We start from the raw sequence: 24,761 nt of genomic DNA, 5'->3' as shown, positions 1-24,761 counted from the left end.
CGAGCAGGCTCGTTGCCGCTGCTGACTTAGAAGGTGTACTTGGACGTCAGCATCAGGCTGCGTGGTTCGCCATAGTAGGTGGTGTTGAAGTTACCCAGCCCCGACAGGTACTTTTTATCGAACACGTTGTTGGCGTTGAGGTTAAACGTCAGGTGTTCGTTGTACTCGTAGCGGGTCATCAGGTTGACCAGCGCGTAGCTGTGCTGCTCGATGATGTCGTAGTCGCCCTTGGCATCGTTGTAGATCTTGCCGTAGAACGGGCTTTGCCAGTTCACGCCACCGCCCACGGTGACTTTGTTCAGCACCCCCGGCAGGCGGTAAGTGGTGAACAGACGCGCCACGTTTTCCGGCTTGGTGGTTTCCAGCGGGTAGCCGTAGACACGTTCGCCATCATCAGAGCGGGTGCGGGCGTAGGTGTAGCCGGCGATCAGGTTCCAGTCCGGCATCAGTTCACCGGCCAGTTCCAGCTCGATGCCGTTGGTGGTCGCACCATCAAGGGATTCATAGATGCCCAGGTTGGTGTTGGCGTTGGTGCCGACCTGAATCGGTACATTTTTTTGCTCGGTACGGAAAACGGCCGCACTGGCATTCAAGCGGCCATCAAAGTACTCGCCCTTCAAACCGAGTTCGTAGCTGTTGCCTTCTGTGGGGGCCAGGGTGGCACCGGAACTGCTCTGCTCGGTAAGAGGTTTGTAGATCGAGGTGTAGCTGCCGTACACCGAATAGTTGTCGTTGATGTCGTAGACAACCCCGGCGTAGGGCGTCACCTCGCCGTGCTGTTTTGCCGTGGTCTTGTTGTCCTGGAACGTGCTGGTCTGCTCGTAGTACTTGTAGGTGCTGTTGTACTGGAAATCACTTATGCGGCTGCCAAGGATAATCGACCAGTCGTCTGCCGGCTTGAAGCGTGCGGCGATATAGGCGCTGTTTTGATTTTGGTTGGTTTCGTATTTGCCGTTTTTCGGGAAGTCCGGTCTCGGGTATTTGCCGTTCCAGTCAAAGATGCTGCTCGACAGTTCACGGAATTCGCTGCCGTCGAAGGTCGCGCCGGTCTGGCGGGAGGTCTGGGAGGTTGCTCCCACTACCAGTTCATGTTCGCGGCCAAACAGGGTAAACGGGCCGGTCGCATTGATATCGAAGGTGTTCTGGACGCGATGGCCTTCCCACTGGCCCCAGTAGAAGAACATGCCGTCACCCGTGACCGGATCTGGCATCCCGCCGCTGGCCGAACCCAGCAGGGTGTCGTGGTCGTTGGTTTGCTGGGTGAGGGTGCCTTTGACTTTCCAGTCATTGGCGAAACGGTGCTCCAGGGAGGCGAAGGTGGACTGGATCTGGACGTCGCGGCGGCTCCAGTCGGTGGCCGGGTTGAACGAGCGGCTGAAGTCGGTTTTGGTGTAGTTGGAGAAGTAATACGGGTTGCCGGTCCAGGACGAGCCGCGAGGCTTGATATTCTGGTAGTCCATGCCGAAGGTGAACAGGGTGTCGGGGGTGAGGTCGGCCTGGATGATGCCGTAGAACACGTCATTTTTACGTGAGTAGTGGTCGCGGTACGAGTCGGCATCCTGGTAAACCGCCACCATTCGCCCGCGCACGCTGCCATCGTCATTCAACGGCCCGGAGATATCACCTTCGGTGCGATAGTTGTCCCACGAGCCCGCGCTGGCAGTGACCGATGCCTTGAAGTCGCGGGTCGGTTTTTTGCGAATCAGGTTGACCGTGGCCGACGGCTCGCCCGAGCCGGACAACAGGCCGGTAGCGCCCTTGACGATATCGACGCGGTCATACAGGGCCATATCGACCTTGGTCGCACCTTCATCGAACACGCCGTCATACAGGGTGTTCACCCCGTCGTACTGAAAGTTGGTGATGGCATAGCCGCGGGCCGAGTACTCCATGCGGTCGCTGTCGTAGGCCTGGGTGGAAATGCCCGGCGCGTTGCGCAGTACATCGCCGATGCTCTGTGCGGCTTGATCGTCCATCAGTTGGCGGGTGACTACTGTGACGGTCTGCGGGGTTTCGCGAATCGACAGCGGCAGTTTGGTCGAGCTGTTGCTGGCGCCGGTGGTATAGGAATGGGTGTCTTCGGTGGTCAGCGAATCGCCCAGGCCCTGGCCTGTGACAGTGGTTGCACCCAGTTCCAGACCTTTGCCTTGGGGGGCGCTCAAAATCACCGTGTCGCCGTTGAGCTGATACGAGATGCCGCTGCCCTGCAGCAGGGACTCCAGTGCCTTGACCGGCTCCAGCGAACCGCTCACTGGACGCGACTTGATGCCTTGCACCTGATCCGGGCTGTAGAGGATCTGCAGGTTGGCCTGCTTGCCCAGTTCATTCAGCGCGCTGGCCAGGGCTTGCGACGGAATGTTCAGGGCCACCGGCGCCGCGCTGGCAAGGGATGCCCCCAGCATGACCGAGGCCATCAGGGCACTGGACAGCAAGGTGTGACGTACCGTCCGGCGTTGGGTGGCGATCGAAAGAGGGGTCCGGCTCAAGTTGGGTCGTTGCATCGCGTGCCTAGGCTCCGAAGTAAGAAATTTCATTCTTGTTAATAGGAATAGTTATTAGACGCAGCACGATTGATAAACCAGAAACAAGTTTCTGATTTAGTTGGTTTTGCTCCGGCCATTACAGGCTTGACCCGCTGATGCAGGGCGGAATAATTGTTCCATCCATAGAACGATCAGTACCAAAAAACCTGTCTAGTCTTATAGGTGCGACGAATCTATAGTTGTTGCCATGATTTACAGGAGGTGCAACATGAAAAAAATGCTTGGTGTTTATCAGGCCCCCCGCCCTCATTGGGTCGGCGATGGTTTTCCGGTTCGCACGATGTTTTCCTACGACAGCATGGGCAAACACATCAGCCCGTTTCTGTTGCTGGATTACGCCGGGCCAGCCGAGTTCACGCCCACTACAGAGCGTCGTGGTGTAGGCCAGCACCCGCACCGTGGTTTTGAAACGGTGACCATCGTCTACAAGGGCGAAGTGGAACACCGTGACTCCACCGGCAACGGCGGGGTGATCGGCCCGGGTGATGTGCAGTGGATGACCGCAGCGTCCGGCATCCTGCACGAGGAGTTCCATTCCGAGGCGTTTGCCCGCAGTGGCGGCCCGCTGGAGATGGTGCAGCTATGGGTCAACCTGCCTGCAAAGGACAAAATGGCCGCGCCGGGGTATCAGGGCATCGTCGACCGTGACATCCCCGACCTGGCGCTCAAGGACGATGCCGGCCGTTTGCGCCTGATTGCCGGTGAGTTCGATGGCAAACGCGGCCCGGCCCATACCTTTACGCCGATCGACGTGTGGGATATCCGCTTGAATGCGGGCAAGTCGACTACGCTGGATCTGCACCCGGGCCGCAACACTGCGCTGGTGGTGCTGCATGGTGCGGTCGAGGTCAACGGTCAGGACGTGGTGCGTGAAGGGCAGCTTGCGCTGTTTGAGCGTGATGGCTCGAGCATCCGCCTTGAAGCCAATAACGACGCCGTGCTGCTGGTCCTCAGCGGCGAGCCGATCGACGAACCGATCGTGGGCCATGGGCCGTTTGTAATGAACACCGACGCCGAAATCCATCAGGCGTTTGTGGACTTCCAGTCGGGCAAGTTTGGCCGCATGCCCGCGTAGCAATGCTGCACCGAAGCGCAATGCCAGGCCATGAGGGTCATGGCCTGGCCTTTTCTGTCTTATCCCAGAGAGGTAAACCCTGTGACAACTTCTTACAAGCGTTTGGACAAGGACAATGCCGCCGTTTTGTTGGTGGACCATCAGGCGGGTTTGCTGTCGCTGGTGCGGGATATCGAACCGGACAAATTCAAGAACAACGTGCTGGCGCTGGCTGATCTGGCCAAGTACTTCAAGTTGCCGACCATTTTGACCACCAGCTTCGAAACCGGACCCAACGGCCCGCTGGTGCCCGAGTTGAAGGCGCTGTTCCCGCAAGCGCCCTATATCGCCCGCCCGGGGCAGATCAATGCCTGGGACAACGAGGATTTTGTCAAGGCGGTCAAGGCAACAGGTAAAAAGCAACTGATCATCGCAGGGGTGGTCACTGAGGTCTGCGTGGCATTCCCGGCACTGTCGGCACTGGCTGAAGGCTATGAGGTGTTTGTGGTGACGGATGCGTCGGGTACGTTCAACGAAATCACCCGCCATTCGGCCTGGGATCGCATGTCATCCTCGGGTGCGCAACTGATGACCTGGTTTGGTCTGGCCTGTGAGCTGCATCGCGACTGGCGCAATGACATTGAAGGCCTGGGCGCGCTGTTCTCCAACCATATCCCGGACTATCGCAACCTGATCACCAGCTACTCCACGTTGACAGCCGGTAAATAACCGTTGGGCCCGTAGCGGCTGCCGAAGGAACCAGGCTGCGTTCGGCGGCAGTTGCTACGAGTTTTGGTCGTGTTTCACACCCGCTCGAAAATCACCGCTATGCCCTGGCCGCCGCCAATGCACATGGTCGCCAGGGCATAACGACCCTGTGTCCGATGCAGCTCATGGATGGCCTTGGTCGCGATGATCGCGCCCGTGGCCCCCACCGGGTGGCCCAGGGCGATGCCCGAACCGTTGGGGTTGACCCTGGCCGGGTCCATATCCAGTTCCTGCATCACGGCACACGCCTGGGCGGCGAAGGCAATGTTGGCTTCGATCACGTCCATGTCACCGATCTTCAAGCCAGCCCGCTTCAATGCCAGCCGCGTTGCCGGTATCGGCCCCAACCCCATCAGCTCGGGCTCAACCCCTGCATGGGCGTAGGCCACCAGCCGCGCCATAGGCGCAAGATTGCCCGCCTGTACTGCCGCGCCACTGGCCAGCACCAGCGCCGCCGCCCCATCATTGAGCCCCGATGCATTGCCTGCAGTCACGCTGCCGTCTTTCTTGAAGGCCGGTTTCATCAGCGCCAGCTGCTCCAGGGTAGTGGCCCGCGGGTGCTCGTCCTGGCTGAACATCACACTGCCTTTGCGGCTGCGTACCTCGACGGTGGCGATCTGGCTGTCGAAGTAACCTTGCTCGATAGCCCGGGCGGCGCGTTGCTGGTCTTCAAGCGCCAGAGCGTCCTGGGCCTGGCGGCTGATGCTGTTGCGTTGGGCGATATTCTCGGCCGTTACACCCATATGAATGCCGTGGAACGGGTCGTGCAAAATACCCAGCATGTAGTCGAGCATTGGCGTATCGCCCATGCGCGCACCCCAGCGGGCGGCGGGCATCAGGTAGGGGCCGCGGCTCATGGCTTCGGCCCCGGCGCCAATGGCGAACTCGGCGTCGCCGAGCATCAGGGTATGGGCGGCAGAAATGATCGCCTGCAAGCCCGAACCGCACAGGCGGTTGACGTTGTAGGCCGGGGTTTCCTTGGGGATCCCGGCATTGATCGCCGCAACCCGCGCCAGATAGGCATCCTGGGGCTCGGTGGGAATCACGTTGCCCATCACCACATGACCGATGCGCCCGGGATCGACCTGGCTGCTGTGCAACGCGGCCTTGACCGCAGTGCTGGCCAGCTCGGCCAGGGGCACGTCCTTGAGCGAGCCGCCAAAGGTGCCGATGGCCGTGCGCCGGGCGCTGAGGATGAAAATTTCAGGAATTTGCATGGCGGGTCCTTATTGTTTTATCGGGCCAAATGCGCGGGATTATTTCACCGGTGTACGGTTTGGGCGTCGTCCGTTTGTGCGGGCAGGGCATCTACCTGGGCATCGAGCAGGGTCATAAAGGCATGGGCCGCATTGGACAAGGTGCGTTCGGTATGCAGGATATACCCCAGCTGGCGGGTCAGCTGGATGCCGGGCAGGGCAATCGATGCCACCTGTTCATCCAGCATGGTGCGCGGCAACACGCTCCAGGCCAGGCCGATGGACACCATCATCTTGATGGTCTCCAGGTAATTGGTGCTCATGGCGATGTTGGGCGTCAGGCCCTGGGCTTCAAACAGGCGATGGACAATATGATGGGTAAAGGTATTGCCGCCGGGAAACACCGCTGGATGGCGTGCAATATCGGCCATGCTTACGGCTTTTTGCCGGGTCAGGCGGTGCTCCGGGGCCACCACGAAATCCAGCGGGTCATCCCAGACCGGTACCGCGCGAATCAGCGAATGGGGCTCCGGCGCCAGGGTGATCACAGCCAGTTCTGCGCGACCATGCAGAATCTCGTCGTAGGCCACTTCGGAATCGAGAAACTGAATATCCAGCGCGACCTTGGGGTAAGTGCGGGTGAACTCGCGCAGTAAAGGTGGCAGGCGGTGCAGACCGATATGATGGCTGGTAGCCAGGGTCAGGCGCCCGCTGACTTCGCCATTGAGGTTGTTGAGTGCCCGGCGCGTGTCATCCAGTACGTTGAGGATCTGGTAAGCGCGCGGCAGCAAGGCCCGGCCGGCTTCGGTCAGGCTGACCTCACGGCCCAGCCGGTCGAACAGCCTGAGCTTGAGTTGCTGCTCGATGCTGGCAATGCGTTTGCTGATGGCTGGCTGGGTCAGGAACAGCCGTTCGGCGGCCCCGGAAAAACTGCCGGTTTCAGCAATTGCAATAAACGCATTGAGATTCGCGAGATCCATCTATTCGAATTCCTGTTGGTTATCCAAAGCATAAAAATTATGAATTTGAGTTATTCACTGTAACCCCATAGGATCGACCTCACAAGCCAAGTGGTTATTGGCACAGAAAAGTAGCTGATGAGGAAACCGTCTGATGGCCGGCAAAACGCTCTACGACAAGCTCTGGGATTCGCATTTGGTCAAGCAGCGTGACGATGGCTCGGCGCTGATCTACATCGACCGTCACATCATTCACGAAGTGACCTCGCCGCAAGCCTTTGAAGGCCTGCGGCTGGCCGGGCGCAAGCCTTGGCGTATCGATGCCAACATCGCCACCCCGGACCACAACGTACCGACCACGCCGGAGCGTAAAGGCGGGATCGAAGCGATTGCCGATCAGGTTTCCCGTCTGCAGGTGCAAACCCTGGATGACAACTGTGACGAATACGGCATTACCGAATTCAAGATGAACGACGTGCGTCAGGGTATCGTCCATGTGATCGGCCCGGAGCAGGGCGCGACCTTGCCGGGCATGACCGTGGTCTGCGGTGACTCGCACACCTCGACTCACGGCGCCTTCGGTGCATTGGCCCACGGTATCGGCACTTCCGAGGTCGAGCATGTGCTCGCCACCCAGTGCCTTGTCGCCAAAAAAATGAAGAACATGCTGGTGTCGGTCGAAGGGCAATTGCCGTTCGGCGTAACCGCCAAGGACATCGTACTGGCCGTGATCGGCAAGATCGGCACCGCGGGCGGCAATGGTCATGCCATCGAATTCGCCGGCAGCGCGATTCGTGACTTGTCCGTCGAAGGCCGCATGACCATCTGCAATATGTCCATCGAAGCCGGTGCCCGTGTAGGCCTGGTGGCCGCCGATCAGAAAACTGTCGATTATGTAAAGGGCCGTCCGTTTTCGCCTAAAGGCGCTGAATGGGACCTGGCGGTCGAAGCCTGGAAAGACCTGGTGTCCGACAGCGATGCGCAGTTCGACACCGTGGTTGAACTGGACGCTACGCAGATCAAGCCGCAAGTCAGCTGGGGCACTTCGCCCGAGATGGTTCTGGCGGTTGATCAGAACGTGCCGGATCCGGCACAGGAAACCGACCTGGTCAAGCGTGGCTCGATCGAACGTGCATTGAAGTACATGGGCCTGACCGCCAACCAGGCGATCACCGATATCCAGCTCGATCGCGTATTTATCGGCTCGTGCACCAACTCGCGGATCGAAGACTTGCGTGCTGCGGCAGTAATTGCCAAGGGGCGCAAGGTGGCGTCCACCATCAAACAGGCGATTGTGGTGCCGGGCTCGGGTCTGGTTAAAGCCCAAGCCGAGGCTGAAGGTCTGGACAAGATCTTTATCGAGGCCGGTTTTGAATGGCGTGAGCCGGGTTGTTCGATGTGCCTGGCGATGAACCCGGACCGCCTTGAGTCGGGCGAGCATTGTGCCTCGACCTCCAACCGCAACTTTGAAGGCCGTCAGGGCGCCGGTGGCCGTACTCACCTGGTCAGCCCGGCCATGGCCGCTGCCGCCGCCGTGAATGGTCGTTTTATTGATGTCCGTGAATTGATCCAGGGGAGCGCAGCATGAAGGCTTTTACTCAGCACACCGGTCTGGTCGCGCCTTTGGATCGTGCCAACGTCGATACCGACCAGATCATTCCCAAGCAATTCCTGAAGTCGATCAAGCGTACCGGCTTTGGCCCTAACCTGTTTGACGAGTGGCGTTACCTGGATGTGGGCCAGCCCTACCAGGACAACTCCAAGCGCCCGCTGAACAAGGATTTTGTGCTTAACGCCGAGCGTTACCAGGGCGCCAGTGTGTTGCTGGCCCGGGAAAACTTCGGTTGCGGCTCCAGCCGTGAGCACGCGCCGTGGGCGCTGGAAGAGTACGGTTTTCGCAGCATCATCGCGCCGAGCTACGCCGATATTTTCTTCAATAACAGCTTCAAGAACGGTTTGTTGCCGATCATCCTGAGCGACGCCGAAGTCGATGAGCTGTTTGCCCAGGTTGAAGCCGAGCCGGGTTACCAGCTCAAGATCGACCTCGAGGCGCAAACCGTGACCCGCCCGGATGGCAAGGTGCTGGGCTTTGAAATCGATGCGTTTCGCAAGCATTGCCTGCTCAACGGCCTGGACGATATCGGCCTGACCTTGCAGGACGGCGATGCAATTGCCGCGTTTGAAAGCAAGCACCGTGCGAGCCAGCCGTGGTTGTTTCGCGACGCTTGAATGGCCTCTTTGCGGGCAAGCCCGGCACCCACAGGGGAATGCATTTCAAATGTGGGAGCGGGCTTGCCCGCGATGACGGCAGTGTGGACAACCCAAGTCTTGACGCTAAAAGGAAGTTTTAATGACCAGTACCGCCCAGCACACCCAGGTCGTACAAAGGCAGTTCGGCGAACAGGCGTCGGCCTATCTGAGCAGCGCCGTGCATGCGCAAGGCACCGAGTTCGGTCTGCTCAAGGCCGAGCTGGCGGGTAAAGTTGAAGCGCGGGTGCTGGACCTGGGGTGTGGCGCGGGCCATGTAAGCTTTCATGTGGCTGCACTGGTCAAGGACGTGGTGGCATACGACCTGTCGCAACAAATGCTCGATGTGGTCAGTGCTGCCGCCAGCGATCGCGGGCTGGGCAATATCAGCACCGTTTGCGGCGCGGCAGAGCGTTTGCCGTTTGCCGATGGCGAGTTCGACTATGTGCTCAGCCGTTACTCGGCCCATCACTGGAGCGATCTGGGCGTTGCCCTGCGCGAAGTGCGCCGGGTGCTCAAGCCGGGTGGCGTAGCGGCATTTATCGATGTGATCTCACCCGGCAGCCCGTTATTCGACACCTACCTGCAAAGTGTCGAAGTGCTGCGCGACACCAGCCATGTGCGCGACTATTCGAGCGCCGAATGGCTGCGTCAGGTCAGCGAAGCCGGTTTGCACGTGCGCAGCACACAGCGTCAGCGTTTGCGTTTAGAGTTCAGCTCCTGGATCGAGCGCATGCGTACGCCACAGGTTATGAGCGCGGCCATCCGCCAGTTGCAGCAGTCGATGGGCGCCGAAGTACGCGATTATTTTGAAATTGAAGCCGATGGTTCGTTCAGCACCGATGTGCTGGTGCTGTGGGCCGAGAAGTAACCTGAATATTTCCGGGTGCGCCTGCGGGGGCATCAACAGACAAGAAAGAGGAACCCATGAGCAAGCAGATTCTGATTCTCCCTGGCGACGGTATTGGTCCGGAAATCATGGCCGAAGCGGTCAAGGTGCTGGAGCTGGCCAGTGACAAGTTCAACCTGGGCCTGGAGCTGACCCACGACCTGATCGGCGGCGCAGCCATCGACAAGCATGGCGTACCGTTGGCCGACGAGACCCTTGAGCGCGCCCGTGCGGCCGACGCTGTCTTGCTGGGCGCCGTGGGTGGCCCGAAATGGGACAAGATCGAGCGCGACATTCGCCCCGAGCGCGGCCTGCTGAAAATCCGTGCGCAACTGGGCCTGTTCGGCAACCTGCGCCCGGCAATCCTGTACCCGCAACTGGCTGATGCATCGAGCCTCAAGCCGGAAATCGTTTCCGGACTGGATATCCTCATCGTTCGCGAATTGACCGGTGGTATCTACTTCGGCGCCCCCCGTGGCACCCGCGAGCTGGAAAACGGTGAGCGTCAGGCTTATGACACCCTGCCGTACAGCGAAAGCGAAATCCGCCGCATTGCCCGCGTCGGTTTCGACATGGCCCGCGTGCGTGGCAAAAAGCTCTGCTCGGTGGACAAGGCCAACGTGCTGGCGTCCAGCCAGCTGTGGCGTGAAGTGGTCGAGCAAGTGGCCAAGGACTACCCGGACGTCGAGCTGAGCCATATGTACGTCGACAACGCGGCCATGCAACTGGTGCGCGCACCCAAGCAATTTGACGTGATCGTCACCGAAAACATGTTCGGTGACATCCTGTCCGACCAGGCTTCGATGCTCACCGGCTCTATCGGCATGCTGCCATCGGCATCCCTGGACACCCACAACAAGGGCATGTACGAGCCTTGCCACGGTTCGGCGCCGGACATCGCGGGGCAGGGCATTGCCAACCCGCTGGCGACCATTTTGTCGGTGTCGATGATGCTGCGTTACAGCTTCAACCAGACCGCTGCTGCCGATGCCATTGAGCAGGCCGTAAGCCTGGTTCTGGACCAGGGTTTGCGTACCGGTGATATCTGGTCGACGGGTTGCACCCGGGTCGGAACACAGGAAATGGGCAATGCAGTAGTCGCGGCGCTGCAGAATCTGTAATCTCTCGGGCCCGTTACTTCCTGTTGGTGGAAGTAACGACCCCACTTTTTGTTAAAGGTGTAGTTGCGATGAAACGTGTAGGTCTGGTCGGTTGGCGCGGTATGGTTGGTTCCGTGCTCATGCAGCGGATGCTGGAAGAGCAGGATTTCGATCTGATCGAACCGGTGTTTTTCACCACTTCCAATGTCGGTGGACAAGGTCCGTCCGTGGGCAAGGATATTGCCCCGCTCAAGGATGCTTACAACATTGAAGAGCTGAAAACCCTCGATGTAATCCTGACCTGCCAGGGCGGCGACTACACCAGCGAGGTGTTCCCCAAGCTGCGTGAGGCGGGCTGGCAAGGTTACTGGATCGATGCAGCGTCGACCCTGCGCATGCAGGATGATGCGGTCATTATTCTGGACCCGGTCAACCGCAAGGTCATCGACCAGCAGCTGGATGCCGGCACCAAAAACTATATCGGCGGCAACTGCACTGTCAGCCTGATGCTGATGGGTCTGGGCGGTCTGTTCGAAGCCGGTCTGGTAGAGTGGATGAGCGCCATGACCTACCAGGCGGCCTCGGGCGCCGGTGCGCAGAACATGCGCGAGCTGATCAAGCAGATGGGCACCACTCATGCGGCGGTCGCCGATCAACTGGCCGACCCGGCCAGCGCGATTCTGGATATCGACCGTCGTGTGGCCGAGGCCATGCGCAGCGATGCCTACCCGACCGAAAACTTCGGTGTGCCATTGGCCGGCAGCCTGATCCCGTGGATCGACAAAGAGCTGCCGAACGGTCAAAGCCGTGAAGAGTGGAAAGCGCAGGCAGAAACCAACAAGATCCTGGGTCGCTTCAAGAACCCGGTTCCGGTGGACGGTATCTGCGTACGTATCGGTGCGATGCGTTGCCACAGCCAGGCCTTGACCATCAAGCTGAACAAAGATGTGCCTATCGCCGATATCGAAGGTTTGATCAGCCAGCACAACCCCTGGGTCAAGCTGGTGCCAAACCAGCGTGAAGCCAGCATCCAGGAACTGAGCCCGACCAAGGTTACCGGCACCCTGAATGTACCGGTTGGCCGTCTGCGCAAGCTGAACATGGGTTCGCAGTTCCTCGGTGCCTTTACCGTGGGCGACCAGTTGCTGTGGGGCGCGGCAGAACCGCTGCGCCGCATGCTGCGGATTTTGCTGGAGCGTTAATTCGCCTCTGGCAGGTTCAAGCCCGCGTCTCGCAAGAGGCGCGGGCTTTTTATTGGATGATCAGCTGCTACGAGTTGTCATCATCCATCAAATAGGCCGGGCGCGTTGCCTGTCGGGGTTGTGCCCGGTACAGTGCCGCTCCCCACGTTTCGCCTGAGGTAGATACATGAACCAGTCCTTTGATATCGCCGTCGTTGGCGCCACCGGCACTGTCGGCGAAACCATCGTACAAATGCTCGAAGAGCGTGATTTTCCGGTTGGCAAGTTGCACTTGCTGGCCAGCAGTGAATCTGACGGGCATTCGGTGCCTTTTCGCGGTAAAAACGTCAGGGTGCGCGATGTCGACGCGTTCGATTTCAGCAGCGTACAGCTGGCATTCTTTGCCGCAGGCCCTGCCGTGACCTTGAGTTTTGCTGCCAAGGCCAGTGCAGCCGGCAGCATGGTGGTCGACCTGTCCGGGGCTTTGCCGTCTGCACAGGCGCCGCAGGTGGTACCTGAAGCCAACGCGCAGGTGCTGGCAACCTTGAAAAAGCCACTGCAAGTCAGCAGCCCGAGTCCTTCGGCCACCGCACTGGCCGTGGTGCTGGCGCCTTTGCTAAGAGTGCTGGAAATTCAGCGAGTCAATGTGACGGCCTGCATGGCAGTTTCCGCTCAAGGCCGTGAAGCGGTCTCGGAGCTGGCACGCCAAACCACCGCGCTGCTGAACCTGCATCCGCTGGAAACCAGCTTCTTTGATCGTCAGATGGCCTTCAACGTCCTGGCCCAGGTCGGCACGCCGGACGCACAGGGCCATGTGCCGCTGGAAAAACGTTTGGTCAATGAGCTGCGCGAAGTTCTGGCTATGCCTACGCTGAAGGTATCGGCCAGCAGTGTGCAAGTGCCGGTATTTTTTGGTGACAGCTTCAGCGTGTCCCTGCAACTGGCCGGGCCGGTGGATCTGGTTGAAGTCAATGCCGCCCTCGAGGCAGGTGAGGGTATCGAGCTGGTGGAAGCCGGTGACTACCCGACTGCTGTTGGCGATGCCGTAGGTCAGGATGTGGTGTATGTCGGTCGAGTGCGTCACGGTGTGGACGACACATCTGAACTTAATCTGTGGCTGACGTCAGATAACGTACGCAAGGGTGGCGCATTGAACGCCGTGCAGTTGGCTGAGTTGTTGATAAAAGACCAACTGTAAAAGATACTTGGCTGCTATACAGGTCTCGTGGGACGAGGCCTGTACCAATAAGGAAGAGGCTATGGTTCAGGTTCGCAAATTGGTGTTGGCAATCGCTGCCGCTTCGGCGCTGTCATCCGGTATGGCGCAGGCGCTTGAGCTTGGGGAGCTGACGCTCAAGTCGGCGCAGAACCAGCCGCTGCTGGCAGAAATCGAGCTGCTCGATGTCAAGGACCTGACTGCTGCGCAAGTGGTGCCAAGCCTTGCCCCCGAACAGGAGTTCAGCAAAGCCGGAGTTCCGCGCCCGGCGTTTCTGGATGATTTGCGCTTTACCCCGATCATCAACGCCGATGGCAAGAGCGTATTGCGCGTCACCTCCAGCCAGCCGCTGTCCGAACCTTTTGTGAACTTCCTGGTGCAGGTGATGTGGCCCAACGGCCGCTTGATGCGCGACTACAGCGTGTTGCTCGATCCCGCCCGATTCTCGCCGCAGGCCGCGTCGGCGGCATCAACGTCTGCGCCTGCCGCGCCCGTGCAGTACACCACCACGTCCCGTGACACACTGTGGGAGATCGCCGCCAAGGCGCGCAACGGCGGCTCGGTGCAGCAGACCATGCTGGCAATTCAGGCCCTGAACCCTGATGCGTTTATCAACGGCAATATCAACCGGCTTAAAACCGGTCAGGTGCTGCGCCTGCCAGATGCCTCGCAAAGTGTGCAATTGCCCCAGGCCAGGGCCATCAACGAAGTGGCGTCGCAAAATGCCGACTGGCGCAGTGGCCGTCGCACCGTACCGTTGGCCCAGCAACTCGATGCAACCGGTCGCAAGCCTGTACCGGCGCCTGCCGCCAAGGCTGTGCATCAGGATGCCTTGAGTCTGGTTTCCGCTCAGGCAGGCAAGGGTGCTGCCGGGGATGCGAAAAAACTGGCTGACCAGCTGGCGATGACTCAGGAAGGTCTGGACAGCAGCCGTCGTGAAAATGCCGAGCTGCAAGACCGGATGAAAGACCTGCAAAGCCAGTTGGACAAGCTGCAGCGTTTGATTGAATTGAAGAACGATCAACTGGCCAGGCTGGAGGCCGGCAAAGGTGCGCCTGTCGACCCGGCAGTTGCGTTGGCCGGCGTGCAGGCCGCGGATGCGCCTGAAGCCGATATTGCGCCGGCAATCGAAGGTGCACCGGCCACTGCAGTGGCACCAAGTCCTGAAGACACCGGGGCGACGCAAGGCCATGAGCGAAACATTCAGGACCTGCTGAACAGCCCGCTATTACTGGGGCTTGTCGGCGGCGGGGCGGTCTTGTTGCTGCTCTTGCTGTTGTTGCTCGTGCGTCGGCGCAAGGCGCTGCAAGAAGCACAAAAACATGCGCGAATGGCTCGGGATCTTGAAAATGAGTCCGGGTTTGCAGCCGATCTGGATCTGCCGCAAAGCAGTTTTGAGGGGCTTGAAACGCCGTCGCGCAGTATCGATCCTGCACCTGCACCTGCACCTGCACCTGCACCTGCACCGGTCGTGGAGGCAGTAGCTCCGGTGGTCGCGCCGGTTACCCTGGCCAAGCCTGCGGCTGATGTGCTGGATCAGGCCGAGCGGTTGATTGAGCAGCGTCAGTTGAGCGAGGCCGTTGTATTGCTCAAGGCTGCGATCGATCGGGAGCCCCAGCGCAGTGATTTGCGTCTTGAGTTGATGCGGGTTTACGCCGAACTGGGTGATCGTGACGCTTTTATCGCTCAAGAGCGCCAACTGGTAGCCAATGGCAAGAATCACGCTCAGGTCGAGCAGCTCAAAAATCGTTATCCTGGCATGGCGGTGGCGGCAGCGGCCGGCATTGCTACCGCAGCGGTGGCCACCCAGCTGCAAGCGCAATTTGTCCAGGACATGATGCGCGACGATCGCGAGGTCGAACCTCAGCCGGAGCCTGCTGCACCTGCACCTGCAGCGTTCGATCACGATTTTGATCTGAGCCTTGATGAACTGGAAGCGGCTTCCCCTGCGGTGGTGACGCCAGAACCTGCAGGGCTCGACAAGCCGGCGGCAGACAGTTTCGAAGCGGTGCTTGAACAGCAGGCTCAGGTTCAGGCAGCTCACGAAGGGGCGTCGGACTTTGATCTGGACCTGCCGGCGGACTTTGACCTGTCCCTGGCTGAAGAAAGCGCTCCACCCGCTGTGGCGGCGGACAGCTTTGCCCTTGAGCTGGACAAGGTCAATGCCGAGTTGCATCGCCTGTCGCAAAGCCTTGAGCAATCATCGCTGGAACAGCCCTTTGCCGATGATGAACCGGAATTCGACTTCCTCTCGGGCGCCGATGAAACGGCCACCAAACTCGATCTGGCCCAGGCCTATATCGATATGGGTGACGACGAAGGTGCGCGGGATATTCTGACCGAGGTCATGGAGGAGGGTAATCCACAGCAGCAGGCCGAAGCCCTGGAAATGATGGCACGCCTGACCTGAGTGAAACTCCTTTAGATATTCTGTTGCCGGTCAACCCTCCCTGTGGGAGCGAGCCAGCTCGCGAACGACCTTCGCGAGCTGGCTCGCTCCCACAGTTGAAATGTCCTTTGGCAGCTGCTACGAAGCCTGGTTTGTCTGACGTTCCGGTGAAATGTTTCATGGCGTCTTGCCGGGTGCGCCCTATAATGGCCGCCTTTGCGTTTATGAGCAGGCTGCAAGTCCTTGGCAAATATAGATAACCCGGCCGCTGAAATGGCCGCGGAAGGTTTTTACCGAATCGCCCTTGGGGTGGAATACAAAGGTTCGCGCTACAGCGGCTGGCAGCGCCAGGCCAATGGTGTGCTGACCGTCCAGGAAACCCTGGAAAACGCCCTGTCCAAAGTGGCCGCCTCACCGGTCTCCCTGATGTGCGCCGGGCGTACGGATGCCGGTGTGCATGCCTGCGGGCAGGTGGTGCATTTTGACACCCGGGCCGAGCGCTCACTGAAAGCCTGGGTCATGGGCGCCAATATCAATTTGCCCCATGACATCAGCGTCACCTGGGCCCAGGTCATGCCCGCGCACTTCCATGCCCGCTTCAAGGCCATCGCCCGGCGCTATCGCTATGTGATCTACAACGATCAGATCCGGCCAGCCCATCTGAATCAGGAAATCACCTGGAACCACCGCCCGCTGGATGTCGAGCGTATGGCCGAGGCAGCTCGACACCTGTTGGGCGTGCATGATTTCAGTGCCTTTCGCGCCGGACAGTGCCAGGCCAAATCCCCGATCAAGGAAATGCACCATCTGCGCGTGACCCGTCACGGCAACATGATTGTGCTGGATATTCGTGCCAGTGCCTTTCTGCACCATATGGTGCGCAATATCGCCGGGGTGCTGATGACTATCGGCACGGGCGAGCGGCCGGTGGAGTGGATCAAGGAAGTGCTGGAGAGCCGCGAGCGGCGCTCGGGCGGTGTGACGGCCCATCCCTACGGCCTGTATCTGGTGCAAGTTGAATACCGCGACGAGTTCCAGTTGCCGGAACGTTACATTGGTCCACATTTCTTGACCGGTTTTAGCGGCCTGGACGGCTGACGCCCGGATAAGCATTTGTTACCATCCGGGGCTTTCGCGTTCGGGGTGTTATCGAGATGTCCGTTGTTCGCAGCAAGATCTGCGGTATTACCCGCATAGAAGATGCACTGGCTGCGGTCGAGGCCGGGGCTGACGCCATAGGCTTCGTGTTCTACGCCAAGAGCCCGCGGTCAGTCACGGCCGCGCAGGCGCGGGCCATTATTGCCGCCTTGCCGCCTTTCGTGACTTCGGTGGGGTTGTTCGTCAATGCCAGCGCCTGTGAGCTGAACGAAACCCTGGATGCCGTGCCGCTGGATCTGCTGCAGTTTCATGGCGATGAAACCCCGGAGCAGTGCGAAGGCTATCACCGTCCTTATATCAAGGCGTTGCGGGTCAAGGCCGGTGATGACATCGCCGGTGCCTGCAAGGCCTATGCAGGGGCCAGCGGTATTTTGCTCGATGCCTATGTTGAAGGTGTACCGGGTGGAACTGGTCAGGCATTTGACTGGTCTTTGATACCTCAGGGTTTGCACAAGCCGATTATCCTGGCCGGCGGCCTGACGCCCGGCAACGTTGCAGACGCCATCGCCCGGGTGCAGCCCTACGCCGTGGATGTCAGTGGCGGCGTTGAAAAGAGCAAGGGCATCAAGGATCACGACAGGATTCGTGCCTTTATGCGGGCAGTGCGCACGGCAAACTGATGCGGATGTGACGGCTGGCACTCTGCCGCCGTCCATCAATACCGCTCTGCGAAGCAGGCGGGCCCGGTGAGAAGACGGGCAGAAATTTAAGTGGCGGCCGCTCTGGTGCGTGCTGTCGGTAAGGCTGAGGGTTGCAGGGTTTTGCTGGTTTGCCGAGTGCGGACCGCGGTTCCGGCAATTATCGCCACACACCTGATTAATTTAGCTCAAGGGCATACACGGGGCCTGAACTGAACTGTTCTGGCCACCGGTACTGGAGAAAGAAAGCATGAGCAACTGGTTGGTAGACAAGCTGATTCCTTCGATCATGCGTTCCGAGGTCAAAAAGAGCTCGGTACCTGAAGGCCTGTGGCACAAATGCCCGTCCTGCGACGCTGTGCTTTATCGTCCGGAGCTGGAAAAGACCCTGGACGTTTGCCCGAAATGCAATCACCACATGCGTATCGGCGCCCGCGCCCGCATTGATATCTTCCTGGACGCCGACGGCCGTGCCGAACTGGGTGCAGACCTGGAGCCGGTTGACCGTCTCAAGTTCCGTGACAGCAAGAAGTACAAGGACCGTCTGGTCGGCGCGCAAAAGCAGACCGGCGAAAAAGACGCCCTGATCTCCATGAGCGGTACCTTGCTGGGCATGCCGGTGGTGGTATCGGCCTTCGAGTTCTCCTTCATGGGTGGCTCTATGGGTGCCATTGTTGGCGAGCGCTTCGTGCGTGCGGCCAATTACGCCCTTGAACACCGCTGCCCGATGATCTGCTTCGCAGCCTCGGGCGGTGCGCGGATGCAGGAAGCCCTGATCTCCCTGATGCAAATGGCCAAGACCTCGGCGGTACTGGCGCGTCTGCGTGAAGAAGGCATCCCGTTTATCTCGGTACTGACCGACCCGGTATACGGCGGTGTTTCGGCCAGCCTGGCGATGCTGGGTGACGTGATCGTGGCTGAGCCAAAGGCGCTGATCGGTTTTGCCGGCCCGCGTGTTATCGAGCAGACCGTTCGCGAAAAACTGCCGGAAGGTTTCCAGCGCAGCGAGTTCCTGCTGGAGCACGGCGCCATCGACCTGATCGTTGCACGTCAGGAGCTGCGTCCGCGCCTGGGCAACCTGCTGGCGCAAATGATGGGCTTGCCGACACCGGTGTTCGTGGCCGCGCCTGTTGAAACCATCGTTGTTCCGCCGGCACCTGCGAACCTATGACCCAGCGCACCCTTGGCGAGTGGCTCGCCTATCTTGAGCAGTTGCATCCATCGGCCATCGATATGGGTCTGGATCGCGCACGCGAGGTAACGAACCGCTTGGGGCTGCAAAAGCCTGCGCCTCGGGTGGTGACGGTCACGGGTACCAATGGCAAGGGCTCGACCTGTGCGTTTGTGGCTTCGTTGCTGCAGGCGCAAGGGCTCAAGGTGGGGGTTTACAGTTCGCCCCACCTGCTGCGCTATAACGAGCGCGTACAAATTGAGGGTGTTGAAGTCTCGGACGAGCTGCTTTGCGAGGCCTTTGCGGCCCTGGATGCAGGGCGCGGCGAGACATCCCTTACATATTTTGAAATGGGTACGCTGGCAGCCTTCTGGTTGTTCGAGCGTGCCCAGCTGGATGCCGTGGTGCTGGAAGTCGGCCTGGGCGGGCGCCTGGATGCGGTCAATCTGGTGGATGCCGACCTGGCGCTGGTGACCAGTATCGGTGTCGATCATATTGAGTATCTGGGCAACACCCGCGAATCCGTGGGCTTTGAAAAGGCCGGGATTTTCCGTGCCGGCAAGCCGGCCCTGTGTGGCGACCTGAACCCGCCGCATACATTGCTCGACAAGGCCGAGGAGCTGGGTTGCCCGCTGTTTCTGCGTGGTCGTGACTTTGATCTGGCCAGTGCTGACCAGGTCTGGCATTGGCGTGGTCAGGATGCCCAGGGGCAATTGATCGAGCTGCGCGATATTCCGCTGCTGGATCTGCCGATGGAAAACGCGGCGCTGGCCGTGCAGGCCTACGGGTTGACCGGTCTGCCCTGGCAGCCGGAGCGCATTGTCGCGGCGCTGGCAGGTACTCGCATCACGGGGCGCCTGGATCGTCGCCAGTTCAGCTGGAAGGGCAAGCCCTTGCATATACTGCTGGATGTAGGGCACAACCCCCATGCCGCCGAGTATCTGGCGCGGCGTCTGGCGCAGCGGCCGGTGGCAGGCAAGCGCCTGGCGGTGTTCGGTTTGCTGGCCGACAAGGACCTGGATGGCGTAGTGTCACAACTGACGGGTTCGGTCGCGCATTGGGCTGTTGCGCCGCTGGATACCCCGCGCACGCGCCCGGGCGCTGAAGTCGAGGCCGCGCTGCAGGGTTTTGGGGCGGCTGTTTCGGCTTATGCCAGCGTGGAGCAAGCGCTTGAGGCGCAGTGCGAACGGGCCACGACTGACGACGAAATCCTGTTGTTCGGATCATTTTATTGTGTTGCCGAAGCGCTCGAGTGGTTGGAGCGGCGTGCCACGCAGGAGGCTGCAAATGGCTTTGCTGGATAAGGCGTACAAACAACGGATGGTGGGTGCCCTGGTGCTGGTGGCGCTGGCGGTTATTTTTCTGCCGATGCTGTTCTCCCGGCAGGACGAACTGCGTCAGATTGAGGTGGATGCACCGAGCGCCCCTGAAATGCCGGTAATGCCGCAGGTCAAGGTCGAGCCGGTTGCCGTGCCTGAGCCTCAGGTGATCCCTGAGGAACCGGCTCCGGTTGAGCAGCCGGTTGTCGAGCAGCAGGCACCAGCCCCGGTCGCACCGGTCGTGGCAAAGCCTGCAGTGGCTGCGCCCAAGCCTCCGGCTGTCACGCCGGCGCAAACCGTTGCCCAGGCACCGGCCAAGCTGGACACCACGCAAAAGCGTGTCGACCCCAATGGCTTGCCAATCAGCTGGTCGGTGCAACTGGTGAGCCTGTCCAATCGGGCCAGTGCTGATAACCTGCAAAAAACCCTTCGCAATCAAGGCTATAACGCTTATGTGCGATCTTCCGGCGGGATGAACCGGGTTTTTGTCGGCCCATTGCTGGAGCGTGCAGAGGCCGATCGCCTGCGCGATTTGCTTGGCAAGCAGCAAAACCTCAAGGGTTTTGTGGTGCGCTTCCAGCCTGAACGTGGCTGACAGCGTAAAAAGGTTCAATCTGATTGCACAAGCACGGATAAATCGCCTTACCTGAGCGGCGGCGCTCTGCTAAAATGCGCCGCCTCATCTATCCGTAGGCTGAACTGTGCCATTTACCTGGGTTGACTGGGCGATCGTTGCAATCATCGCCATCTCCGCTTTGATCAGCTTGAAGCGCGGCTTCGTAAAAGAAGCATTGTCGCTGTGCACCTGGATCATTGCCGGGGTCGTTGCCTGGATGTTCGGCGGTTCGTTGTCGCAATACCTCTCCGGATACATCGAAACACCTTCCGCCCGCGTTATCGCAGGGTGCACCATCATGTTTGTGGCCACCTTGCTGGTAGGCGCAATGATCAATTTTCTTATCGGCGAACTGATTCGCGTCACCGGCCTGTCCGGGACCGATCGTTTTCTCGGCATGGCTTTCGGCGCTGCGCGTGGCGCATTGCTGGTGGTCACTGCGGTCGGGCTGTTGAGCCTGGGGCCGGTACAGCAGGACTCATGGTGGCAGGAGTCACGGCTCGTGCCACAATTTCTATTGGTTGCCGACTGGTCCAAAAACCTCATTCTGGGGTGGAGCAGTCAGTGGCTGGCCAGCGGAATCAGCGTACCCGCTGACATTCCGTTCAAGGAGCATCTCTTGCCGGCTACCCAGCCCAAGTGAGTGGTGTTCAGTTCAGATCCATTAAGTAGGGGTTGCGTCGCATGTGTGGCATCGTCGGTATCGTCGGTAAGTCGAACGTCAATCAGGCGCTGTATGACGCGCTAACCGTCCTCCAGCACCGCGGCCAGGATGCTGCCGGTATTGTGACCAGCCATAATGGCCGGTTATTTCTGCGCAAGGACAACGGGCTGGTTCGTGACGTCTTTCATCAGCGTCATATGCAGCGCCTGGTCGGCAACGTGGGCATTGGTCACGTGCGCTACCCAACCGCGGGCAGCTCGACTTCAGCTGAAGCTCAGCCGTTTTATGTCAACTCGCCGTATGGCATCACCCTGGCGCATAACGGCAACCTGACCAACGTTGAACAGCTGGCCAAGGAGATTTACGAATCTGATTTGCGTCACGTCAACACCAACTCCGATTCGGAAGTGTTGCTTAACGTTTTCGCTCACGAACTGGCGCAGCGCGGCAAATTACAGCCGACTGAAGAAGACGTGTTTGCTGCCGTGACTGACGTGCACAACCGTTGCCGTGGCGGTTACGCCGTGGTTGCGATGATCACCGGTTATGGCATCGTCGGTTTCCGCGACCCGAACGGCATTCGTCCGATTGTCTTCGGTCAGCGTCATACCGACGAAGGCGTCGAGTACATGATCGCCTCCGAGAGCGTTTCCCTGGATGTACTGGGCTTTACCCTGATCCGCGATCTGGCGCCGGGTGAAGCGGTTTACATCACTGAAGACGGCAAGCTGCACACCCGTCAGTGCGCGGTAAACCCGAAACTGACCCCGTGCATCTTCGAACACGTGTATCTGGCGCGCCCGGACTCGATCATCGACGGCGTGTCGGTGTACAAGGCCCGTCTGCGCATGGGCGAGAAACTCGCCGAGAAGATCCTGCGTGAGCGTCCTGAGCACGATATCGACGTGGTGATCCCGATTCCGGACACCAGCCGCTGCGCTGCACTGGAACTGGCCAACCATCTGGGCGTCAAGTTCCGCGAAGGCTTCGTGAAAAACCGTTACATCGGTCGTACCTTCATCATGCCGGGCCAGGCTGCACGTAAAAAATCCGTGCGCCAGAAGCTCAACGCCATCGAACTCGAGTTCCGCGGCAAGAACGTGATGCTGGTGGATGACTCGATCGTGCGCGGTACCACCTGCAAGCAGATCATTCAGATGGCCCGCGAAGCCGGCGCCAAGAACGTTTACTTCTGCTCGGCGGCCCCGGCGGTTCGTTACCCGAACGTGTATGGCATCGACATGCCAAGCGCTCACGAACTGATCGCCCATAACCGCAGCACCCAGGAAGTGGCTGAGCTGATCGGCGCCGACTGGCTGATCTATCAGGATCTGCCTGACCTGATCGACGCTGTCGGTGGTGGCAAGATCAAGATCGATGCGTTCGATTGTGCAGTGTTTGACGGCAAGTACGTCACCGGCGATATTGACGACAACTACCTGGAGCGAATCGAGCGTGCGCGCAACGATGCTTCCAAGGTGATTGCCCAGGGCGTCGGTGCGACGATAGGCTTGTACAACAACTAAGTGTTCACCAAACCGGCCCTGATGGGCCGGTTTGCGTTTATCCAATACAAAGTAGAGCAAGGAGTGGGCAGCATGAGTCAGGATTGGGATGCGGGTCGGCTGGACAGCGACCTTGAGGGCGTAGCGTTCGACACCCTGGCGGTGCGTGCTGGCCAGCACCGTACGCCGGAAGGTGAGCACGGTGATGCAATGTTCCTGACCTCCAGCTACGTGTTCCGCACGGCGGCAGACGCGGCAGCGCGGTTCTCGGGCGAGGTGGCAGGCAATGTTTATTCGCGTTACACCAACCCCACCGTTCGTGCTTTCGAAGAGCGCATCGCCGCCCTTGAAGGTGCCGAGCAGGCTGTAGCCACGGCCACGGGCATGGCAGCCATTCTGTCGGTGGTGATGAGCCTGTGCAGCGCCGGCGACCATATCCTGGTCTCGCGCAGTGTGTTCGGTTCGACCATCAGCCTGTTTGAGAAGTACTTCAAGCGCTTTGGCGTGCAGGTCGATTACGTGCCGTTGGCCGAACTGGCTGGCTGGGACGCGGCGATCAAGCCCAACACCAAGCTGCTGTTTGTCGAGTCGCCGTCCAACCCGCTGGCCGAGCTGGTCGATATCGCCGCGCTGGCTGAAATCGCCCACGCCAAGGGTGCCTTGCTGGTGGTCGACAACTGCTTTTGCACGCCAGCCTTGCAACAGCCGCTGAAGCTGGGTGCAGACATCGTGGTGCATTCGGCAACCAAGTTCATCGATGGCCAGGGTCGTTGCATGGGTGGGGTAGTGGCCGGTCGTGGCGAGCTGATGAAAGAAATCGTCGGTTTCCTGCGTACCGCCGGGCCGACTCTGAGCCCGTTCAACGCGTGGATCTTCCTCAAGGGTCTGGAGACCCTCAACCTGCGCATGCGCGCTCACTGCGCCAGTGCCCAGGCCCTGGCCGAGTGGCTGGAGCAGCAGGATGGCGTAGAGAAGGTTCACTACGCCGGTCTCAAGAGCCATCCACAGTACGAATTGGCCCAGCGCCAGCAGCGCGGCTTTGGTGCCGTGGTCAGTTTTGAGGTCAAGGGCGGCAAAGAAGGCGCGTGGCGCTTTATCGACGCGACACGTCTGATCTCGATCACTGCCAACCTGGGTGACAGCAAAACCACGATTACTCATCCGGCGACCACTTCCCATGGTCGCCTGGCACCGCAAGAGCGTGAAGCGGCCGGTATTCGTGACAGCCTGATCCGCATCGCCGTAGGCCTGGAAGATGTCACGGACCTGCAAGCCGACCTCGCACGAGGCCTGGCCGCGCTGTGACCGACTGGATGCTCGAGGCGCCGGTAAGCGGCAATGGCCGTGTAGCACTGGTCACCGGTGCTGCGCGGGGCATTGGCCTGGGCATTGCAGCCTGGCTGGTCAGTGAAGGCTGGCAAGTGGTGCTCAGCGACATTGACCGCGCCCGGGGCACAAAAGTGGCCAAGGCGCTGGGCGACAGTGCCTGGTTTGTGCGCATGGATGTGTCGGTTGAAGACGATGTCATCCAGTGTGTCGCGCAAGTGCTGGGGCAGTTCGGACGGCTGGACGGGCTGGTGTGCAACGCCGCGATTGCGGACCCGCACAACACGCCCCTGGAAAGCCTCGATCTGGAGCAGTGGAATCGCGTGCTGGCGGTCAATCTCACCGGGCCGATGTTGCTGGCCAAGCATTGTGCGCCGTATCTGCGTGCCCATTGCGGGGCGATCGTCAACCTGGCTTCCACCCGTGCGCGCCAGTCGGAGCCTGATACCGAGGCTTACGTGGCAAGCAAGGGCGGGTTGCTGGCATTGACCCATGCGCTGGCCATCAGCCTTGGCCCGCAAATCAGGGTCAATGCTGTAAGCCCGGGCTGGATCGACGCCCGTGATCCATCTGTAAGGCGTGCAGCGCCGTTGACGGACGCCGATCACGCTCAGCACCCTGCTGGCAGGGCAGGGGTTGTGGAGGACGTTGCCGCGATGGTTGCCTGGTTGTTGTCGCGCAACTCCGGTTTTGTCACGGGTCAGGAGTTTGTGGTGGATGGCGGCATGAGCAAGAAGATGATCTATGGCGATTAAGGCCAGGCCACTATTTTTGCTTGTTTTGAAAAAAACCAATCTTGTCCTTGACTTAGCTTCGATAGGT

The 24,761-nt window shown here is 59.9% G+C and carries 21 protein-coding genes; 18 read left to right on the top strand and 3 right to left on the bottom strand.

Annotated features, from left to right (window positions below):
- Positions 1–26: 26 nt before the first annotated feature.
- The gene (locus EQV96_RS03670) at positions 27–2,501 is read right to left on the bottom strand and encodes a TonB-dependent siderophore receptor (RefSeq protein WP_095027198.1); all 2,475 of its coding nucleotides are present in this window, start codon (positions 2,499–2,501) and stop codon (positions 27–29) included.
- Positions 2,502–2,751: 250 nt separating this feature from the next.
- Here EQV96_RS03670 and EQV96_RS03665 point away from each other — a divergent pair, with 250 nt between their 5' ends.
- Both EQV96_RS03665 and ycaC read left to right on the top strand, forming a co-directional pair.
- Complete coding sequence (locus tag EQV96_RS03665) at positions 2,752–3,618, top strand: pirin family protein (RefSeq protein WP_095018879.1); 867 nt, start codon at positions 2,752–2,754, stop codon at positions 3,616–3,618.
- Positions 3,619–3,699: 81 nt separating this feature from the next.
- The gene (gene ycaC, locus EQV96_RS03660) at positions 3,700–4,326 is read left to right on the top strand and encodes an isochorismate family cysteine hydrolase YcaC (RefSeq protein WP_095002456.1); all 627 of its coding nucleotides are present in this window, start codon (positions 3,700–3,702) and stop codon (positions 4,324–4,326) included.
- Between the two features lie 74 nt (positions 4,327–4,400).
- Here the strand turns inward: ycaC and EQV96_RS03655 are convergent, their stop codons facing one another.
- Positions 4,401–5,582, bottom strand: a complete 1,182-nt coding sequence (locus EQV96_RS03655) for an acetyl-CoA C-acyltransferase family protein (RefSeq protein WP_095025096.1) — start codon at positions 5,580–5,582, stop codon at positions 4,401–4,403.
- A gap of 44 nt (positions 5,583–5,626) precedes the next feature.
- On the bottom strand, positions 5,627–6,541 hold the full coding sequence (locus tag EQV96_RS03650; RefSeq protein WP_095002430.1) for a LysR family transcriptional regulator: 915 nt from the start codon (positions 6,539–6,541) through the stop codon (positions 5,627–5,629).
- Between the two features lie 133 nt (positions 6,542–6,674).
- Between EQV96_RS03650 and leuC the strand changes: the two genes are divergently transcribed.
- The 16 genes from leuC to EQV96_RS03570 all read left to right on the top strand — a co-directional run bounded on the left by leuC (position 6,675) and on the right by EQV96_RS03570 (position 24,694).
- Positions 6,675–8,108: a 3-isopropylmalate dehydratase large subunit gene (leuC, locus tag EQV96_RS03645; protein WP_095021360.1), complete on the top strand. Its 1,434-nt coding sequence runs from the start codon at positions 6,675–6,677 to the stop codon at positions 8,106–8,108.
- A complete protein-coding gene (gene leuD / locus EQV96_RS03640; protein WP_095002432.1) occupies positions 8,105–8,749 on the top strand; it encodes a 3-isopropylmalate dehydratase small subunit in 645 nt (214 codons plus the stop codon). The genes leuC and leuD overlap by 4 nt, the downstream gene beginning before the upstream one ends.
- 121 nt (positions 8,750–8,870) lie before the next feature.
- A complete protein-coding gene (locus tag EQV96_RS03635) occupies positions 8,871–9,638 on the top strand; it encodes a class I SAM-dependent methyltransferase (protein ID WP_095002433.1) in 768 nt (255 codons plus the stop codon).
- 56 nt (positions 9,639–9,694) lie between these two features.
- Complete coding sequence (leuB, locus tag EQV96_RS03630; protein ID WP_095002434.1) at positions 9,695–10,777, top strand: 3-isopropylmalate dehydrogenase; 1,083 nt, start codon at positions 9,695–9,697, stop codon at positions 10,775–10,777.
- 68 nt (positions 10,778–10,845) lie between these two features.
- Positions 10,846–11,958, top strand: a complete 1,113-nt coding sequence (gene asd / locus EQV96_RS03625) for an aspartate-semialdehyde dehydrogenase (protein ID WP_095002435.1) — start codon at positions 10,846–10,848, stop codon at positions 11,956–11,958.
- Positions 11,959–12,124: 166 nt separating this feature from the next.
- Positions 12,125–13,135: an aspartate-semialdehyde dehydrogenase gene (locus tag EQV96_RS03620; protein WP_095025097.1), complete on the top strand. Its 1,011-nt coding sequence runs from the start codon at positions 12,125–12,127 to the stop codon at positions 13,133–13,135.
- A 61-nt stretch (positions 13,136–13,196) separates the two neighbouring features.
- Positions 13,197–15,563 (top strand): FimV/HubP family polar landmark protein, encoded by a 2,367-nt coding sequence (locus EQV96_RS03615; protein ID WP_133144406.1) that lies wholly within the window; start codon positions 13,197–13,199, stop codon positions 15,561–15,563.
- A 222-nt stretch (positions 15,564–15,785) separates the two neighbouring features.
- The gene (gene truA / locus EQV96_RS03610; protein WP_170943740.1) at positions 15,786–16,640 is read left to right on the top strand and encodes a tRNA pseudouridine(38-40) synthase TruA; all 855 of its coding nucleotides are present in this window, start codon (positions 15,786–15,788) and stop codon (positions 16,638–16,640) included.
- A gap of 56 nt (positions 16,641–16,696) precedes the next feature.
- Positions 16,697–17,320, top strand: a complete 624-nt coding sequence (locus EQV96_RS03605) for a phosphoribosylanthranilate isomerase (RefSeq protein WP_095002439.1) — start codon at positions 16,697–16,699, stop codon at positions 17,318–17,320.
- Between the two features lie 268 nt (positions 17,321–17,588).
- Complete coding sequence (gene accD / locus EQV96_RS03600; protein ID WP_095002440.1) at positions 17,589–18,509, top strand: acetyl-CoA carboxylase, carboxyltransferase subunit beta; 921 nt, start codon at positions 17,589–17,591, stop codon at positions 18,507–18,509.
- Positions 18,506–19,813, top strand: coding sequence for a bifunctional tetrahydrofolate synthase/dihydrofolate synthase (gene folC, locus EQV96_RS03595; protein WP_240881364.1), 1,308 nt, complete (start codon positions 18,506–18,508; stop codon positions 19,811–19,813). Before accD ends, folC begins: the two co-directional genes overlap by 4 nt.
- Positions 19,797–20,423: an SPOR domain-containing protein gene (locus EQV96_RS03590; protein WP_095002442.1), complete on the top strand. Its 627-nt coding sequence runs from the start codon at positions 19,797–19,799 to the stop codon at positions 20,421–20,423. The genes folC and EQV96_RS03590 overlap by 17 nt, the downstream gene beginning before the upstream one ends.
- A gap of 106 nt (positions 20,424–20,529) precedes the next feature.
- Positions 20,530–21,087 carry a CvpA family protein gene (locus tag EQV96_RS03585; RefSeq protein WP_095002443.1) on the top strand — a complete coding sequence of 186 codons (558 nt, stop codon included), beginning with the start codon at positions 20,530–20,532 and terminating at the stop codon, positions 21,085–21,087.
- A 41-nt stretch (positions 21,088–21,128) separates the two neighbouring features.
- On the top strand, positions 21,129–22,634 hold the full coding sequence (purF, locus tag EQV96_RS03580; protein ID WP_095002444.1) for an amidophosphoribosyltransferase: 1,506 nt from the start codon (positions 21,129–21,131) through the stop codon (positions 22,632–22,634).
- A gap of 72 nt (positions 22,635–22,706) precedes the next feature.
- Positions 22,707–23,918 (top strand): O-succinylhomoserine sulfhydrylase, encoded by a 1,212-nt coding sequence (locus EQV96_RS03575; protein WP_095002457.1) that lies wholly within the window; start codon positions 22,707–22,709, stop codon positions 23,916–23,918.
- A complete protein-coding gene (locus EQV96_RS03570; RefSeq protein WP_130871643.1) occupies positions 23,915–24,694 on the top strand; it encodes an SDR family oxidoreductase in 780 nt (259 codons plus the stop codon). The genes EQV96_RS03575 and EQV96_RS03570 overlap by 4 nt, the downstream gene beginning before the upstream one ends.
- The last annotated feature ends 67 nt before the right edge of the window (positions 24,695–24,761 follow it).

The sequence above is a fragment of the Pseudomonas sp. TMW22080 genome (assembly GCF_022496745.1).
Lineage (GTDB): Bacteria > Pseudomonadota > Gammaproteobacteria > Pseudomonadales > Pseudomonadaceae > Aquipseudomonas > Aquipseudomonas bubulae.
This window is presented reverse-complemented; position numbering and strand designations above follow the sequence as displayed.

Excerpts from the sequence above, each read along its gene's own strand:
- EQV96_RS03665 (WP_095018879.1), top strand. The coding sequence starts at position 2,752 with ATGAAAAAAATGCTTGGTGTTTATCAGGCCCCCCGCCCTCATTGGGTC.
- EQV96_RS03605 (WP_095002439.1), top strand. The coding sequence starts at position 16,697 with ATGTCCGTTGTTCGCAGCAAGATCTGCGGTATTACCCGCATAGAAGAT.
- leuB (WP_095002434.1), top strand. The coding sequence starts at position 9,695 with ATGAGCAAGCAGATTCTGATTCTCCCTGGCGACGGTATTGGTCCGGAA.
- folC (WP_240881364.1), top strand. The coding sequence starts at position 18,506 with ATGACCCAGCGCACCCTTGGCGAGTGGCTCGCCTATCTTGAGCAGTTG.
- leuD (WP_095002432.1), top strand. The coding sequence starts at position 8,105 with ATGAAGGCTTTTACTCAGCACACCGGTCTGGTCGCGCCTTTGGATCGT.
- EQV96_RS03650 (WP_095002430.1), bottom strand. The coding sequence starts at position 6,541 with ATGGATCTCGCGAATCTCAATGCGTTTATTGCAATTGCTGAAACCGGC.
- EQV96_RS03575 (WP_095002457.1), top strand. The coding sequence starts at position 22,707 with ATGAGTCAGGATTGGGATGCGGGTCGGCTGGACAGCGACCTTGAGGGC.
- asd (WP_095002435.1), top strand. The coding sequence starts at position 10,846 with ATGAAACGTGTAGGTCTGGTCGGTTGGCGCGGTATGGTTGGTTCCGTG.
- EQV96_RS03670 (WP_095027198.1), bottom strand. The coding sequence starts at position 2,501 with ATGCAACGACCCAACTTGAGCCGGACCCCTCTTTCGATCGCCACCCAA.
- leuC (WP_095021360.1), top strand. The coding sequence starts at position 6,675 with ATGGCCGGCAAAACGCTCTACGACAAGCTCTGGGATTCGCATTTGGTC.
- EQV96_RS03655 (WP_095025096.1), bottom strand. The coding sequence starts at position 5,582 with ATGCAAATTCCTGAAATTTTCATCCTCAGCGCCCGGCGCACGGCCATC.
- EQV96_RS03590 (WP_095002442.1), top strand. The coding sequence starts at position 19,797 with ATGGCTTTGCTGGATAAGGCGTACAAACAACGGATGGTGGGTGCCCTG.
- EQV96_RS03620 (WP_095025097.1), top strand. The coding sequence starts at position 12,125 with ATGAACCAGTCCTTTGATATCGCCGTCGTTGGCGCCACCGGCACTGTC.
- purF (WP_095002444.1), top strand. The coding sequence starts at position 21,129 with ATGTGTGGCATCGTCGGTATCGTCGGTAAGTCGAACGTCAATCAGGCG.
- EQV96_RS03615 (WP_133144406.1), top strand. The coding sequence starts at position 13,197 with ATGGTTCAGGTTCGCAAATTGGTGTTGGCAATCGCTGCCGCTTCGGCG.
- EQV96_RS03635 (WP_095002433.1), top strand. The coding sequence starts at position 8,871 with ATGACCAGTACCGCCCAGCACACCCAGGTCGTACAAAGGCAGTTCGGC.
- accD (WP_095002440.1), top strand. The coding sequence starts at position 17,589 with ATGAGCAACTGGTTGGTAGACAAGCTGATTCCTTCGATCATGCGTTCC.